The organism is Formosa sediminum (assembly GCF_007197735.1).
GTDB lineage: Bacteria > Bacteroidota > Bacteroidia > Flavobacteriales > Flavobacteriaceae > Formosa > Formosa sediminum.
Map to the genome: position 1 here is coordinate 2,818,259 of NZ_CP041637.1, position 14,982 is coordinate 2,833,240.

At 34.7% G+C, this 14,982-nt stretch carries 11 protein-coding genes; 9 read left to right on the forward strand and 2 right to left on the reverse strand.

Features of this window, described 5'->3' with window-relative positions; all coding sequences use genetic code 11:
- Positions 1-8 precede the first annotated feature (8 nt).
- The gene (locus FNB79_RS12325; protein ID WP_143381590.1) at positions 9-809 is read right to left on the reverse strand and encodes a class I SAM-dependent methyltransferase; all 801 of its coding nucleotides are present in this window, start codon (positions 807-809) and stop codon (positions 9-11) included.
- A 166-nt stretch (positions 810-975) separates the two neighbouring features.
- On the opposite strand from FNB79_RS12325, the gene FNB79_RS12330 reads away from it, so the two are divergent.
- From FNB79_RS12330 to FNB79_RS12360, 7 genes are all read left to right on the forward strand, one after another.
- Positions 976-3,171 carry a B12-binding domain-containing radical SAM protein gene (locus FNB79_RS12330; protein ID WP_143381591.1) on the forward strand — a complete coding sequence of 732 codons (2,196 nt, stop codon included), beginning with the start codon at positions 976-978 and terminating at the stop codon, positions 3,169-3,171.
- A gap of 67 nt (positions 3,172-3,238) precedes the next feature.
- On the forward strand, positions 3,239-3,550 hold the full coding sequence (locus tag FNB79_RS12335) for a DUF6660 family protein (RefSeq protein WP_143381592.1): 312 nt from the start codon (positions 3,239-3,241) through the stop codon (positions 3,548-3,550).
- A 93-nt stretch (positions 3,551-3,643) separates the two neighbouring features.
- Entirely contained in the window at positions 3,644-7,978 is a 4,335-nt protein-coding gene (locus FNB79_RS12340; RefSeq protein WP_143381593.1) for a CusA/CzcA family heavy metal efflux RND transporter, read from the forward strand.
- A gap of 1 nt (position 7,979) precedes the next feature.
- On the forward strand, positions 7,980-9,182 hold the full coding sequence (locus FNB79_RS12345; RefSeq protein WP_143381594.1) for an efflux RND transporter periplasmic adaptor subunit: 1,203 nt from the start codon (positions 7,980-7,982) through the stop codon (positions 9,180-9,182).
- Between the two features lie 92 nt (positions 9,183-9,274).
- Positions 9,275-9,691, forward strand: coding sequence for a Fur family transcriptional regulator (locus FNB79_RS12350; protein ID WP_143381595.1), 417 nt, complete (start codon positions 9,275-9,277; stop codon positions 9,689-9,691).
- Between the two features lie 60 nt (positions 9,692-9,751).
- Positions 9,752-11,686: a heavy metal translocating P-type ATPase gene (locus FNB79_RS12355; protein ID WP_143381596.1), complete on the forward strand. Its 1,935-nt coding sequence runs from the start codon at positions 9,752-9,754 to the stop codon at positions 11,684-11,686.
- 122 nt (positions 11,687-11,808) lie between these two features.
- Positions 11,809-12,756 carry an NAD(P)H-dependent flavin oxidoreductase gene (locus tag FNB79_RS12360; RefSeq protein WP_143381597.1) on the forward strand — a complete coding sequence of 316 codons (948 nt, stop codon included), beginning with the start codon at positions 11,809-11,811 and terminating at the stop codon, positions 12,754-12,756.
- Here the strand turns inward: FNB79_RS12360 and FNB79_RS12365 are convergent.
- Entirely contained in the window at positions 12,753-13,337 is a 585-nt protein-coding gene (locus FNB79_RS12365) for a GNAT family N-acetyltransferase (RefSeq protein WP_143381598.1), read from the reverse strand. The two genes, FNB79_RS12360 and FNB79_RS12365, sit on opposite strands and share 4 nt — an antisense overlap.
- A 62-nt stretch (positions 13,338-13,399) precedes the next feature.
- Here FNB79_RS12365 and FNB79_RS12370 point away from each other — a divergent pair, with 62 nt between their 5' ends.
- Positions 13,400-13,825, forward strand: a complete 426-nt coding sequence (locus tag FNB79_RS12370) for a PaaI family thioesterase (RefSeq protein WP_143381599.1) — start codon at positions 13,400-13,402, stop codon at positions 13,823-13,825.
- Positions 13,826-14,947, forward strand: coding sequence for a chorismate-binding protein (locus tag FNB79_RS12375; RefSeq protein WP_143381600.1), 1,122 nt, complete (start codon positions 13,826-13,828; stop codon positions 14,945-14,947).
- Positions 14,948-14,982 lie beyond the last annotated feature (35 nt).

The window sequence follows — 14,982 nt, forward strand, 5'->3', positions numbered from 1 at the left end:
TTTTATTTTTACGATTTTAATGCTTTCAAAGCAAATACCATTGGAATTTTAGCGTTTAAATGTTTAATGCGGAATTGTTTTGGTTGTACCTCAACGGTATGTTTAAAACAATTGTAAGGCGAATAATCAAATTCTTTAAACGTTTGTAATTGTAAATCATACTGAAGTAAACTATTTAAAACTTCACCTAAACTATGGTTCCATGTAATGGATTGTAAAGTCATATCGGTTGTTCTATCAGCATATGTTCCAGATTCAGTTTCAATAATAGGGTCAGATTTAAAATAATTGTAACTTATTTTATTAAAGTCATCATCAAACATCCATACCACAGGATGAAATTCTACAAATACAAATTCGCCTTTGGGTTTTAAAAATTTAGAAATTAATTGAGCCCATCGGTTTAAATTTGGTAACCATCCAATCGTTCCATAACTGGTATAAACCATATCAAAAGTGTCATTTAAATGATTGGGTAAATCGTATAGATCACAACATATAAAATTAGCGTCTAGTTGCAGTTGTTTAGCTAAGGAATTGGCTGTTTTAATAGCTACATCAGATAAATCTACACCTGTTACAGCAGCGCCTAACCGGGCTAAAGACAATGTATCTTGACCAAAATGGCACTGTAAGTGTAATATTTTCTTGCCTTTTATATTGCCTAGAAGTTCCAATTCAATTGCATTTAACGAGGAGTTTCCGTTAATAAAACCTTCAACATCGTAAAAATCTGAGGTGTAATGAATTTCCGTTTTAGCATTCCACGTAGCTTTATTTATGGCTTTATAATCGTTTTTAGTTTGCATTTTACAATTCCATTTAAAATGTTTGAAAGAACAAATTACACATAATTCCTAAAACTGCTTAGAAATGAAGTGACTAAACAAGCTTTTTCTAATTTTCAGAATTAAATAGGTCCTCTTCACTTCAGAAAACAAATACATTATCTTTGCCTAAAATTTACACTGTATTTTGAAAGATATCTTACTAATTACACCTCCATTTACTCAGTTAAATACACCTTATCCGGCAACAGCCTATTTAAAAGGGTTTTTAAATACAAAAGGCATATCGGCTTATCAAATGGATTTAGGAATAGAAGTAATTATAGAGTTGTTTTCTAAAAATGCGTTTACAGTGTTGTTTGATATTGCTTACGAGAATGATACCATCCAGAGTGAAAATGCACAGCGCATATATGCTTTAAAGGAGGATTACTTGAAGGTCTTGGAGCCTATTGTAGCATTTCTTCAAGGTAAAAATCCGACTTTAGCTCGACAAATCTGCACAAATAATTTCTTACCTCGGGCTTCAAGATTTAATTCTTTAGACGAATTAGATTATGCCTTCGGCACCATGGGCATGCAAGATAAAGCCAAACACTTGGCCACTTTGTTTCTTGAAGATTTATCTGATTTTATTATTGAATGTATAGACGATAATTTTGGTTTTAGTCGCTATGCTGAACGTTTAGGAATGAGTGCCAATTCGTTTAATGAGTTGTATGACAGTTTACAACAAGACCTTACCTTTATAGATGATATTACATTACAAATTTTAGATGCTAAATTAGAAGATATTCAGCCTAAAATAGTTTGTTTATCGGTGCCGTTTCCAGGAAATTTATACAGTGCGTTTCGTTGTGCTCAATTTATAAAAGCCAACTACCCGGAAATTGTTGTAGAAATGGGTGGCGGGTTTCCAAATACAGAATTACGGTCGTTAAAAGATATACGTGTGTTTGAGTTTTTCGATTTTATCACGCTAGACGATGGCGAATTACCTATAGAATTATTACACGATTTAGTAGTCAATACTAAAGATAAAACCACCTTCAAGTTTAAACGGACACTGTTATTAGAAAATAATGTTGTAGTGTATAAAAATGATAGTCTGATTCCTGATTACAAGCAAAGCGAAGTGGGTACGCCAGATTATTCAGATTTGTTATTAGAAGATTATATTTCGGTTATTGAAATTGCTAACCCAATGCACAGCCTTTGGAGTGATGGCCGTTGGAACAAACTCACCATGGCACACGGTTGCTACTGGGGAAAATGTACATTTTGCGATATCTCTTTAGATTATATAAAAATTTATGAACCCGTTGCGGCTAAGATTCTTGTAGACCGCATGGAACAACTAATAGCGCAGACAGGCGAAACAGGTTTTCATTTTGTAGATGAAGCCGCACCACCGTCGTTAATGAAAGCATTAGCTTTAGAAATCTTAAAACGTGACTTAACGTTAACGTGGTGGGCAAATATTAGGTTCGAGAAAAATTTTACGAAAGATTTATGCGTGTTGCTAAAAGCTTCTGGATGTATTGCCGTGTCGGGCGGCTTGGAAGTGGCATCAGACCGTTTATTAAAACTCATCGATAAAGGTGTGACGGTAGAACAAGTTGCTCAAGTGACCCGTAATCTAACCGAAAGTAATATTATGGTGCATTCCTATTTAATGTATGGATACCCAACACAAACCGAGCAAGAAACCATAGATAGTTTAGAAATGGTACGTCAGTTGTTCGAAGTTGGCGTTTTGCAGTCTGGCTTTTGGCATCAGTTTGCCTTGACAGCTCATAGCCCAATTGGATTAAACCCTGCAGAGTTTGGCGTAACACCACATTATAACGACATCACATTTGCAAATAACGATGTTGCCTTTTCGGATGTTACAGGAATCGACCATTCAAAGTTTAGTAACGGACTAAAAACATCATTATTTAATTATATGCACGGGATTGGGTTTGATTTACCACTTCAGGATTGGTTTGATTTTAATGTTCCCGATACGACTATAGATTCAGAATGTATTTATAACGCTTTACAAACGGAACCTAATTTTAGTGTAAAACCAACCGCTAAAATTGTCTGGTTAGGTAAATCACCGTTTGTCGAAGAGATATCTAAAACTAAAAAAGGGACCACATATACTAGTTTAAAACTTACATTTTACGAAAAGCAAGATACATTTCAGATTACCGTACCTCTAGAAGAAGGCGAGTGGCTATTAGATATGCTAGAGCAACTTAAACCTAGTAATGCGTCCTTAAAATCTTTTAATATGCTGAAGAAAGATTTTGAATCGCAATTAGAAAATTTTGAATTGTTTTGGTTTTCAAAACCAATTAACACATTAAAAGCACACGGTTTATTAGTCTTGTAAATAATTTTGACTTTAGGCTTTTCATTTTGCAATGACATTGCATATAATAATTTGTATATTTGAAACGATGAAATTTTTAACACTCTTATTTTCCGTGTACGTTTTAGCATTAAACTTTGCACCTTGCCAAGATAATGTTTCATTATGCAGTGATTGTACAACTAAAATTTCTCAACATTCAGATACAGATCAGGATCACAAAACATCAGACGATTGTTCTCCATTTTGTCAATGCCAGTGTTGTCATATTCATATCGTTCAATTTAATGTGATAGAGGTTAATTTCTATATTCCCGATATTTATACTAAACAGTTTCTTCATTTTGATAGTCATGGGAAAGACTATGTACAAACTTTATTACAACCACCTCGCGTATAATGTGTCCTGTTTTCACAGGGTTTTTAGTACATAATTCTTAAATACCATTTAGGAATACGTTTTAATTTATAATCACATTATAATCCATTTTGTATGATTAATAAAATCATTGATTTTTCAATCCATAATAAATTTATTATTGGTTTGCTTACGCTTACCATAATTGGAGCAGGAATTTGGAGTTTAACTAAAGTTCCTATTGATGCTGTTCCAGACATTACAAACAATCAAGTTCAAGTTATTACCCAAGCACCTAATTTAGGCACTGAAGATATAGAGCAATTTGTAACTTATCCTGTAGAAGTTGCAATGAGTAACTTACCAAAAGTACAGGAAATTCGTTCCGTTTCTCGTTTTGGTTTATCGGTAGTTACAATTGTTTTCGATGACGATATGGGAACTTATTTACCTAGACAATTAGTGTCTGAAAAGCTTTCTGAAGTTAGAGAAGATATACCAGAAGGTTTTGGTACACCAACCATGGGACCAATTACTACAGGATTGGGCGAAATATATCAATATACTTTAAAAGTAAAACCAGAATTTAAAGACCAATATTCAATTTCAGATTTGCGAACCATGCAAGATTGGATTGTACAACGCCAAATGGCAATGGTACCTGGGGTGGTTGAGGTAAATGCCATTGGTGGAAAAATTAAGCAATATGAAGTTGCTGTAAATCCTTCAGAATTAAATGCTATTGGCTTAAATATTACCGATATTTTTGAAGCCTTAGAAAATAATAATCAAAATACTGGAGGTGCTTATATCGAAAAAAATCATCAAGCTAATTTTATTCGTGGCGAAGGTTTAATACGCAGTTTAGACGATATTAAAACCATAGTGGTGTCGCATGCTCAGGGTGTGCCCATTACAATAGGAGACCTTGCTGAAGTAAAATTTGGTTCGGCCATTCGTTATGGTGCACTCACCCAAGATGGTGAAGGTGAAGTGGTAGGTGGTTTAGTAATGATGCTTAAAGGAGCGAGTTCTAACGATGTTATTAGCGCTGTTAAAACACGTATGCAGCTCATACAAAAATCACTTCCTGAAGGTGTCGAGATTCAACCGCTTTTAGACCGTAGTGTTCTAATTGATAAAACAACATCTACCGTTGGCTTCAACTTAGTTGAAGGTGCCTTAATCGTCATTTTTGTTTTGATTTTTCTATTAGGTAATTGGCGTGGCGGACTTATAGTCGCGTCTACCATTCCGTTATCGTTATTGTTTGCTTTTATTTTAATGTATGTTTTTGATGTTTGGGCAAACCTAATGAGTTTAGGTGCTATAGATTTTGGCATTATAGTAGACGGTGCTGTAATTATTGTTGAAGCTACTGTATTCATTTTCGTCGCTCAAGTCCTTAAAAAAGGAAAAATTACTGCTGAAGATAGAGATAAAATAGCTTCTAAAGCATCTAAAAAAATGATGAATGCCGCATTTTTTGGTCAGCTCATTATTCTTATTGTGTTTCTTCCAATTCTTGCTCTAGAAGGGATTGAAGGAAAAATGTTTAAACCTATGGCATTGACTTTTATTTTCGCGATGATTGGTGCCATGATTTTGTGTTTAACCTATGTGCCCATGATGTCGGCTTTAATACTTCGTGCACCAAAATCAGATAAACTATCGTACGGCGATACGTTTGTACATTGGGTAGAGCGTAAATACCAACCGTTATTACATTCAGCTTTAAATAAAGGAAAATGGATTGTTGGGTTTGGTGTATTACTTTTTGCACTTACAGTATTTGTGTTTACTAAAATGGGAGGTGAGTTTATTCCGCAACTAGATGAAGGCGATATTGCGTTTCATGCTATTTTAAAACCAGGAAGTTCACTTACAGAAACTATTGAAACGACGACAAAAATTGAACGCATTGTAAAAGCAAATTTTCCCGAGGTCGACAAAGTTGTGAGTCGTATTGGTGTCGCTGAAATACCTACAGACCCAATGCCAATGGATTTAGCCGATGTTATTGTAATTCTTAAACCTAAAAGCGAATGGGTTTCTGCAGACTCTAAAGACGAACTGATTGAGCAGATGAAAGCTGCTGTACAAATTTTACCTGGTGTTAATTACGAATTTACGCAACCCATGGAAATGCGTTTTAATGAACTGCTGGAAGGTGTGCGCGAAGATATTGCCATTAAACTATATGGCGAAGATATTTATGTGTTGTCTGATAAGGCTGAAGAAGTTACTAAACTTATTGCAGGGATAGAAGGGATAGGAGATATGAAAGCCGAAGCCACAACAGGATTGCCACAGATGACAATTACATATAACCGAAAGAAGTTAGCTCAATACGGCTTAGAGATTAATAGTTTAAACCAAATCGTTCAATCTGCATTTGCAGGAGGTAAAGCAGGTGTAATTTTTGAAGGCGAAAAACGATTTGATCTGGTTGTACGGTTACAAGAACAACACCGAACCGATATTACAGATGTACAGAATTTGTTTATAAAATTACCCGATGGGGCGCAAATCCCATTAAAGGAAATTGCAAACATCTCGTATAAAGCCGGACCTATGCAAATTAGTCGCGATAATACTAATCGTAGAACATACGTTGGTGTTAATGTTCGTGGTCGCGATGTAAAATCTTTAGTCACAGAAATTCAAGCAAAACTTGATGCCGAATTAAAATTACCTCCTGGATATTTTATACGCTATGGTGGTGCATTCGAAAATCTAGAACGTGCCAGTTCACGTTTACAAATGGTAGTCCCAATTGCTTTATTATTAATTTTTGTCTTAATTTATTTTGCTTTAAAATCATTTCCTCAAACACTCATGATTTACATTGCCATTCCTATGGCAACTATTGGAGGTGTGTTTGCACTTTGGTTACGAGATATGCCTTTTAGTATTTCGGCTGGTGTCGGATTTATTGTACTCTTTGGAGTTGCAGTATTAAATGGTTTAGTTATGATTAGTGGTTTAAATGAACTTAAAGACGAAGGTGTTATTAATTTAAAAGACCGCATTTTTGAAGGAACTAAACGTAGAATCCGCCCGATTATGCTTACTGCATTTACAGATGTGTTAGGGTTTTTACCTATGGCTATTTCAGCTTCTGCTGGAGCTGAGGTACAACGTCCGTTAGCTACTGTAGTTATTGGTGGGCTATTAACGTCTACGTTATTAACCTTATTCGTGCTTCCTATTTTGTATCATTGGGTAGAAGAACGTCAAGATAAAATTACGTTAAAACGTGCTATGGGACCCGCAATTGCTATTTTAGTGTTAAGTTTTGGAGTACCACAAACAGGATATGCACAGCAATTACCTATACAAGGACAAGAGTTAAGTATGGCAGAAGCAGTACATATATCTAAAACGCAATACCCTCTATTAAAACAAAAAGCCTTAGCAATAGATAAAGAAGAAGCGGTAAAAAAGACAGCTTTTGATTTAGGAACAACCAAACTCTATACTGGTGGAGAAGAATTACGTGATGGTGTTGGAGTGTATACTACATTTAATATGTCGCAAAATGAAATAGATATATTTAGTATTGGTGCCAAAAAACAATTACAAAATCAACGTATCATGTTAGCAGAGCGTGCTTACGAATTATCAGAATTGCAATTAGCGTTAGAGGTAAAGAAAGCTTGGGCTAAAGCTTATCAAGCTAAAATGCAATTTCAGTTGTACACAGAGTTAGATTCCATTTATACCAAATTTGAACAAGCTGTGGCTTTAAATTTTGAGGTTGAAGCCATTTCAAGATTAGAATATGCGGCGGCTAAAAATCAATATTATCAAATTCAGAATGCTAAAGCAAAAGCATTGAGTGAATATGGTATTGCTTTGCAACAACTTAACTTGTGGTTGGCATCAGATACGTTTTATATTGTACCTAATACATTTGTAACAGACGATAATTTAAGTTCAGATTCAGACATTGCTCAGCATCCTGCATATCAGTTGGCTGAGTTAGACGTAAAAGTTTCTGAAGCACAATTAAAAGCAGCAAAAGCCAATAGTTTGCCTAAATTTAATTTACAAGGTGGTTTACAAAAAATAGACGGCACTTCAGGTTTTTATAGCTACCAAGCAGGCGTATCTATTCCGTTTTTATCAGGTGTTAATCGTGCAGATATTAAAACAGCTAAAATAGATAAAGCCATAGCAGCATCTAATGTAAAATTAAAACAAAACCAAGTAGAATCTGAATATTTACAAGCAAAAGCACACTACCAACAATGGTTAGAAGCATGGACATTTTATAATACTAAAGTACTGCCTTTAGCCAAAGAACAACGGCAAGGCGCTTTAGTAGCTTATAAAGAAGGCGCTGTAGATTATAGCGGATTTTCACAACTTATAAAAGAAGCGATTCAATCTGAATTAGATGCACAAGAAGCGCTTTTAAATTATTTCAACAGTTTATTTGAATTACAATATTTTAATCAGAATTAAAATGAAAAAATTATTATATATCGGTGTGTTTACACTTTTTACTAGTCTTGTGAGTTGCGGTTCTAAAGACGCTAATACGCATGATTCACATGAAGACCATGATGCATCTGAATCGCATCATGATGAGCATGGTGAACATGAAGAAGAAAACGCAGTGCATTTAAAAACGTCACAGTTTGAAGCCTTAAATATGAAGGTCGATACGTTATCTCTACGCTCAATGGCTGGCTATGTAGAGGCTAATGGAGCATTAGATGTACCTCCACAAAATGAAGCAGCCATAACGACTATTGTTGGTGCTAATATTAGTGCGATAAAAGTAATTGAAGGCGATAAAGTCGAAAAAAATCAAGTTGTTGCTTATTTATCGCATCCAAATATTATTAAAATGCAAACCGATTATTTAAATGCTTTTAGTAATAGTAACTATTTACAAAAGAATTACGAACGTCAAAAAACACTGTATGATTCAGGAGTGGGTTCGGGTGCTAATTTTCAGAAATCCGAAGCAGAGTATCAAGCGTCTAAAGCTTTGGTAAACGGTTTAGGAGCTCAGTTACAATTACTACATTTAAATCCAAAAAGCATTCAAAATGGGACTATTTATCAGCAAGTAGCATTGCGTACGCCTATTGAAGGTTATGTTCAAAAAGTTAATGTTAAAACAGGCCAATATGTTGCACCTGAAACAGAAGTCTTTGAAATTGTAAATACACATCATGTACACGCAGATTTAATGGTTTTTGAAAAAGATGTACATCTTGTTAAAATTGGTCAGCATGTAAGATTTACAGTACAATCATTTCCTGAAGATGAATTAATTGCCGAAATTTATTCGGTAAGTCAAAGTTTTGAGGAAAATCCTAAAGCAGTACATGTGCATGCCGAAATTAAGAATGAAAAAGGTCATTTAATTCCAGGGATGTACATTAAGGGTAAAATTCAGGTTAAAGCATCAGCATCTTTAGCAATTCCAGAACAAGCTATCTACAAAGAAGGAGATCGTTTTTATGTGTTTAAAGCTAAAGCAGAACCTGAAGCATGGCAGTTTGAACCTGTAGAAGTTATACTTGGAGCAAAAGATGGGGAATGGCAAGCTGTTACTTTTTTAGAAACGCTTGATAAAGCAACCCAATTTGCATTAAATAATGCATACTATTTAAGTGCAGAACTAAAAAAAGCAAGCGCAGGACACCATCATTAAATTATTCGTTTATAACGTATCTCTTTTGATACTGATATGAAACTGCGACTTTAAACAAGTTAATCTGTTCATTTCAATAAAAAAAATATATAATGCAAGGAGTAGAAGCCTTTTTAGAATCTAAAAGTATTCGTGTCACCGCGATGCGAATACTTATTTGCAATTTTTTAGCTGAAAAAAAAGAAGCGGTAACGTTAAGCGATATCGAAAATGCATTTGATAAAGCAGATCGAACTACGCTTTACCGTACTATTAAAACATTTGAAGATAAAGAAATAGTACATCAAATAGATGATGGTACAGGAGTTACTAAGTATGCCTTATGCGAACCCAATTGCCATTGCGATTTAGAAACAGACTTGCATCTTCACTTTCACTGTACCCAATGTACAAGTACAGTGTGTTTAACAGATCATAAAATACCTAAAATAAAAGTGCCTAAAGGTTATGTGGCAGAACATGTTAATTTAGTGGTAAAAGGCATTTGTGATAAGTGTAATGCGAATTAATGCACTTCCATTGCATTAAAAAATTGGTCATCTTTGATGTATATTTTAATAAAAGTTACGATGAGTAATATACATACAGAACCAAATCAAGATCAAGGGCATTGTTGTGGTAATGCGCATTGCCAAACACAAGAGACTGCTACAAGTAATCCATATAGACCCGCATTACTAAGTTTTATATTATTACTAATTGGCTTAACTCTAGATTATTTTAAAGTTTCTTTTTTTACATCTGTGGTGAGGATTTTATGGTTTACTGCGGCATATATTCCTGTAGGTTTTCCTGTTTTAAAAGCGAGTTGGCAAAGTATAAAAGCAGGAGCCTTTTTTACGGAATTTTTTTTAATGACTATTGCCACATTGGGAGCTTTTGCGCTAGGCGAATATCCAGAAGCTGTAACGGTAATGTTATTTTATGCTATAGGAGAATTATTTCAAGATGCTGCGGTTACAAAAGCAAGAGGAAACATTAAAGCTTTACTTGATGTTCGTCCTAAAGAAGCGAATGTTTTTAGAGCAGGAAATTATATTTCAGTTGCTCCAGAACAGGTTGTCATAGGAGAAACAATACAGGTTAAAGTAGGAGAAAAAGTGCCTTTAGATGGTCTACTCATTTCAGCTAAGGCGGCTTTAAATACAGCTGCATTAACAGGAGAAAGTAAACCAAGTCGTACTTATAAAGGAGAAGAGGTATTTGCAGGGAGCATAAATCTAGAAGGCGTTATAGAAGTTAAAGTCACTAGAGCATTTAAAGATAGTTCAATTTCCAGAATTTTAGAATTGGTACAGAATGCAACAGCAAGGAAATCTAAAACAGAGTTATTTATAAGAAAATTTGCGAAAATTTATACGCCAATTGTGGTGTATTTAGCTATAGGTATAACAGTATTACCTTATTTTTTCGTATCAGACTATGTGTTTGGAGATTGGCTGTATCGAGCTTTAATATTCTTAGTGATTTCATGCCCATGTGCTTTGGTGATTTCTATTCCTTTAGGATATTTTGGCGGACTTGGAGCAGCATCTAAACATGGTATTTTATTTAAAGGCGCTTCATTTTTAGATACTATTAGTAAGGTTAAAACAGTAGTTCTAGATAAAACAGGAACTCTAACGCAAGGTGTATTCAAGATAAAGACTATTAAAACTTTTGGGATTGATGAATTAAAATTTATGAAATACCTACAAGCTATAGAATCACAATCGACACATCCTATTGCTAAAGCCATTATGAAGTATCCTACAAATGATTATTTTAAAGCCACACATGTAAAAGAACTAGCAGGAAAGGGATTAAGCGGAGTAGTAGATTCAAAAACTATTTTGGTAGGGAATGCTACATTAATGGCAACGTATAATATTGAAATTCCAGAAGCGTGTAAAGAGATAATTGAGTCTGTGGTATATGTTGCTTTAGCAGATAAATTTATGGGATATGTTATTATTGCAGATGAGCTAAAACAAGATGCTAAACAAGCTATAGAAAAATTACAACAGTTGGGGGTTCGTGATGTGATTATGCTATCAGGAGATAAAGATAGTATCACCAAACAAGTTGCTAGAGATTTAAATATTAAAATAGCTAAGGGCGAATTGTTACCCGAAGATAAATTGCATGAAGTAGCACAATTACAACAGCACAGCACACATAAAGTTGCATTTGTTGGAGATGGTATTAATGATGCACCGGTGTTAGCAACTAGTGATGTTGGTATTGCTATGGGCGGATTAGGTAGTGATGTGGCAATAGAAACGGCCGATGTAGTTATTCAAACAGATCAGCCTTCAAAAATTTCTCAAGCCATACAAATAGGACGTGCAACGCGTGCTATAGTTTGGCAAAATATTATTTTAGCATTTGGTATTAAATTAGTTGTTCTTATTCTGGGAGCAAGCGGATTGGCAACCATGTGGGAAGCAGTGTTTGCAGATGTTGGTGTAGCTCTATTAGCCATATTAAATGCAGTTCGGTTACAACGTATGACTTGGGATTAAGTTTTCTTTTAAGAAGGCTTATTGCTTTGTGTTGATGCTTTTTGGAGTTACTAAATCTATATTAAAAATTATGCGTGCATAATAAATTAAGTTATATTTGTTAGAACCGATGTATTAAAATTATGCAAACAAAACTTACTAATTTATTACAAATTAAGTACCCAATAATATTGGCTCCCATGTTTTTAGTCTCTAATGTAGCTATGGTTAAAGCAGCTATGCAAAGTGGTATTGCAGGTTGTATTCCTGCATTAAACTATAGAACTTTACCAGAATTAAAATCGGCCATAAACGAATTAAAAGCAGTAAAAGTAAAGGGTGGAGCATTCGGGTTTAATTTAATCGTAAATAAATCTAATATCAAGTATAAAGACCAATTAGAAGTCTTGTGTCAAGAAGGGTGCGATTTTATAATTACATCTTTAGGCAGTCCTGAAGAAACCATTAAAAAAGCACATGAAGCGGGAATAAAAGTGTTTTGCGATGTTACCGATTTAAAGTCTGCTCAAAAAGTTGAAGGGTTAGGAGCAGATGCAATAATTGCCGTAAATAACCAAGCAGGTGGACACCGTGGCGAATTATCGCCTAGAGCTTTAATTCAAGAACTGACATTACATTGTAATATTCCGGTAATCTCTGCAGGAGGTGTGGGAACTCGTGCAGATGTAGAAACTATGATTAAATATGGAGCAGCTGGTGTATCTGTTGGAAGCCCGTTTATTGCTTCGGTAGAAGCCGGGGTGACAAAAGAATATAAACAAGCCTGTGTAGATTACGGAGCCAAAGATATTGTGATGACTGAACGTATTTCTGGTACACCATGCACAGTAATAAACACGCCTTATGTTCAGAATATAGGTACTTCACAACCTTGGTATGAAAAATTATTGAATAAAAATAAAAGCCTTAAAAAATGGGTAAAAATGATGCGCTTCGCAATAGGCATGAAAGCCACAGAAAAAGCAGCTAAAGAAGTCACTTATAAAACCGTTTGGGTTGCAGGACCAAGTATAGAGTATACGAAGTCTATTTTACCTGTAAAAGATATTGTCTCTAAATTAGTAAACTAATAGCTGTTTTTAAAATCTTTAAATACTGTGGTTTTTAAAACGTCCCATTCGGCTTTCAATATCCCATAAATACAAGTGTTTCGTTTATAGCCATCAAGTAAATACAGATTCTGTCTTAGAATCCCTTCTAGAGTGCCACCTATACCTTCTATAGCTTTTCTAGAACGTATATTGCGTTCATCTACCTTAAATTCTACCCTTTCATATTCTAGGCGTTCAAAAGCATATTGTAACATTAAAAATTTCATATGGGCATTAAGTCCGGTGCCATGAAATTCATATCCAATCCAGGTTGAGCCAATATCTAAAACCTTTTGTTTCGCATTTATATTCATAAACCGTGTACAGCCTGCATAAGCATTTTTCGATTTGTCGAATACCAAAAATGGGATACAGGTATTATGATAGTAGCCATCTAAAGCCGTTTGTACATAGTTTTTTAAAGTTTCTTCTGTAGCAATATCTGTAGGTGAATATTTTACGAGATCCTCTTGCTTGGCAATTGGAATTAGCGACTTGTAATTACTTAAATCTAAAAGCGTGAGTTTTACACGACTATCTTCTAATTGTTGAATGTTCATAAGGAGGATGAATTTATCTGCAACACGTTTTGTACTTTTGTAGTTCTAAATATACGTTTTATATGAAACCCACAAAAGAAGATGTGCTTAAACAAGCCAATGCAGCTTGTAAAAACACACTAATGGAAACGTTGCAAATTGAAATTGTAGATTATACTGAAGACACTTTAGTTGCTAAAATGCCTGTAAACGCTAGAGTGCATCAGCCAGACGGAGTATTACACGGCGGTGCAACAGCCGCTTTAGCCGAAAGTGTTGGTAGTTTTGCCTCGCATATTTTTTTAGATACATCTGAGTTTTTTGTTCGTGGATTAGAAATTACTGCAAATCATTTAAAAAGTGTTAAATCGGGGAATGTTTACGCTAAAGCTTCATTTATTCACAAAGGAAGAACAACTCAGCTTATAGATATTCGTGTGACAGATGATGACGATCAATTGATTTCACTTTGTAAATTATCTACTATTACCTTACCCAAGAAAAAGTAAATGGATCAAGATACATTTTTTCACAGCCTAAACACACAGTTTCAGGATGCATTACCATTTGTGGCTTACAGAAAACCTAATGAGGAGAGAATTCAAGCCCTATTTCAGCATGATGATGAGTTACACGAAACCAAAGAGCTATCGGAATCTGGTTTTGTATTTGCTCCATTTGATGATACTTCGAAAATGATACTCTTGCCTTTGGCTGCATCAGAGTTAATTTACTGTGATGGTTTTAAAAGTGAACCCGTAGAACATGCTAATTCTAACTTTGAGTCTGCTTTAAATCAAAAGACGGCGTATATAGAAACCATTCAAAAGGCCATTACAGCTATAGCGGAAACCGATTTAAAGAAAGTTGTATTATCGAGACCTGATTATGTAGTTAAAGATAATCTAGAGGTTTTTGAAGTGTTTAAACGCTTATTGTCTACTTATAAAACCGCTTTTGTGTATTGTTGGTATCATCCAAAAATAGGATTATGGCTAGGAGCAACTCCAGAAACCTTATTAAAAACAGAAGGACAACGCATGTCTACAATGGCATTAGCAGGAACACAAGTGTATAAAGGTACTACAGATGTGTCTTGGGGAACCAAAGAGGAGCAAGAACAGCAATTTGTTACCGATTATATTGTATCTAATCTAAATACTGTGGTAGAACAAGTCTCTACATCTGAACGACGCACGGTTAGAGCAGGTAGCTTATTACATTTACAAACCCAAATTTCGGCACGTTTAAAAAAAGAATATTCTAGTTTGTTACATATTGTTCGTGCGTTACATCCAACACCAGCGGTATGTGGTTTGCCAAAACCCGAAGCTAAAGCCTTTATATTAAAGCACGAAAATTATAATCGCGAATTTTATTCAGGATTTATGGGGGAGTTGCATTTTAAAACACGACAAACCCGAAACACAAATCGTAGAAATGTAGAAAATAATGTTTATGCCACGGTAAAAACAGTAAGCAATTTGTATGTTAATTTACGTTGTATGCAAGTTTTACCAAACACAATAGCTTTATATGTAGGAGGTGGAATTACCAAAGACTCTAATCCGGAAGCCGAATGGGAGGAAACTGTAAATAAAACATCAACTATGAAAAAGGTACTTTTTTAATAAAATGTAATATACCTTAAGAATCACTATTAAAA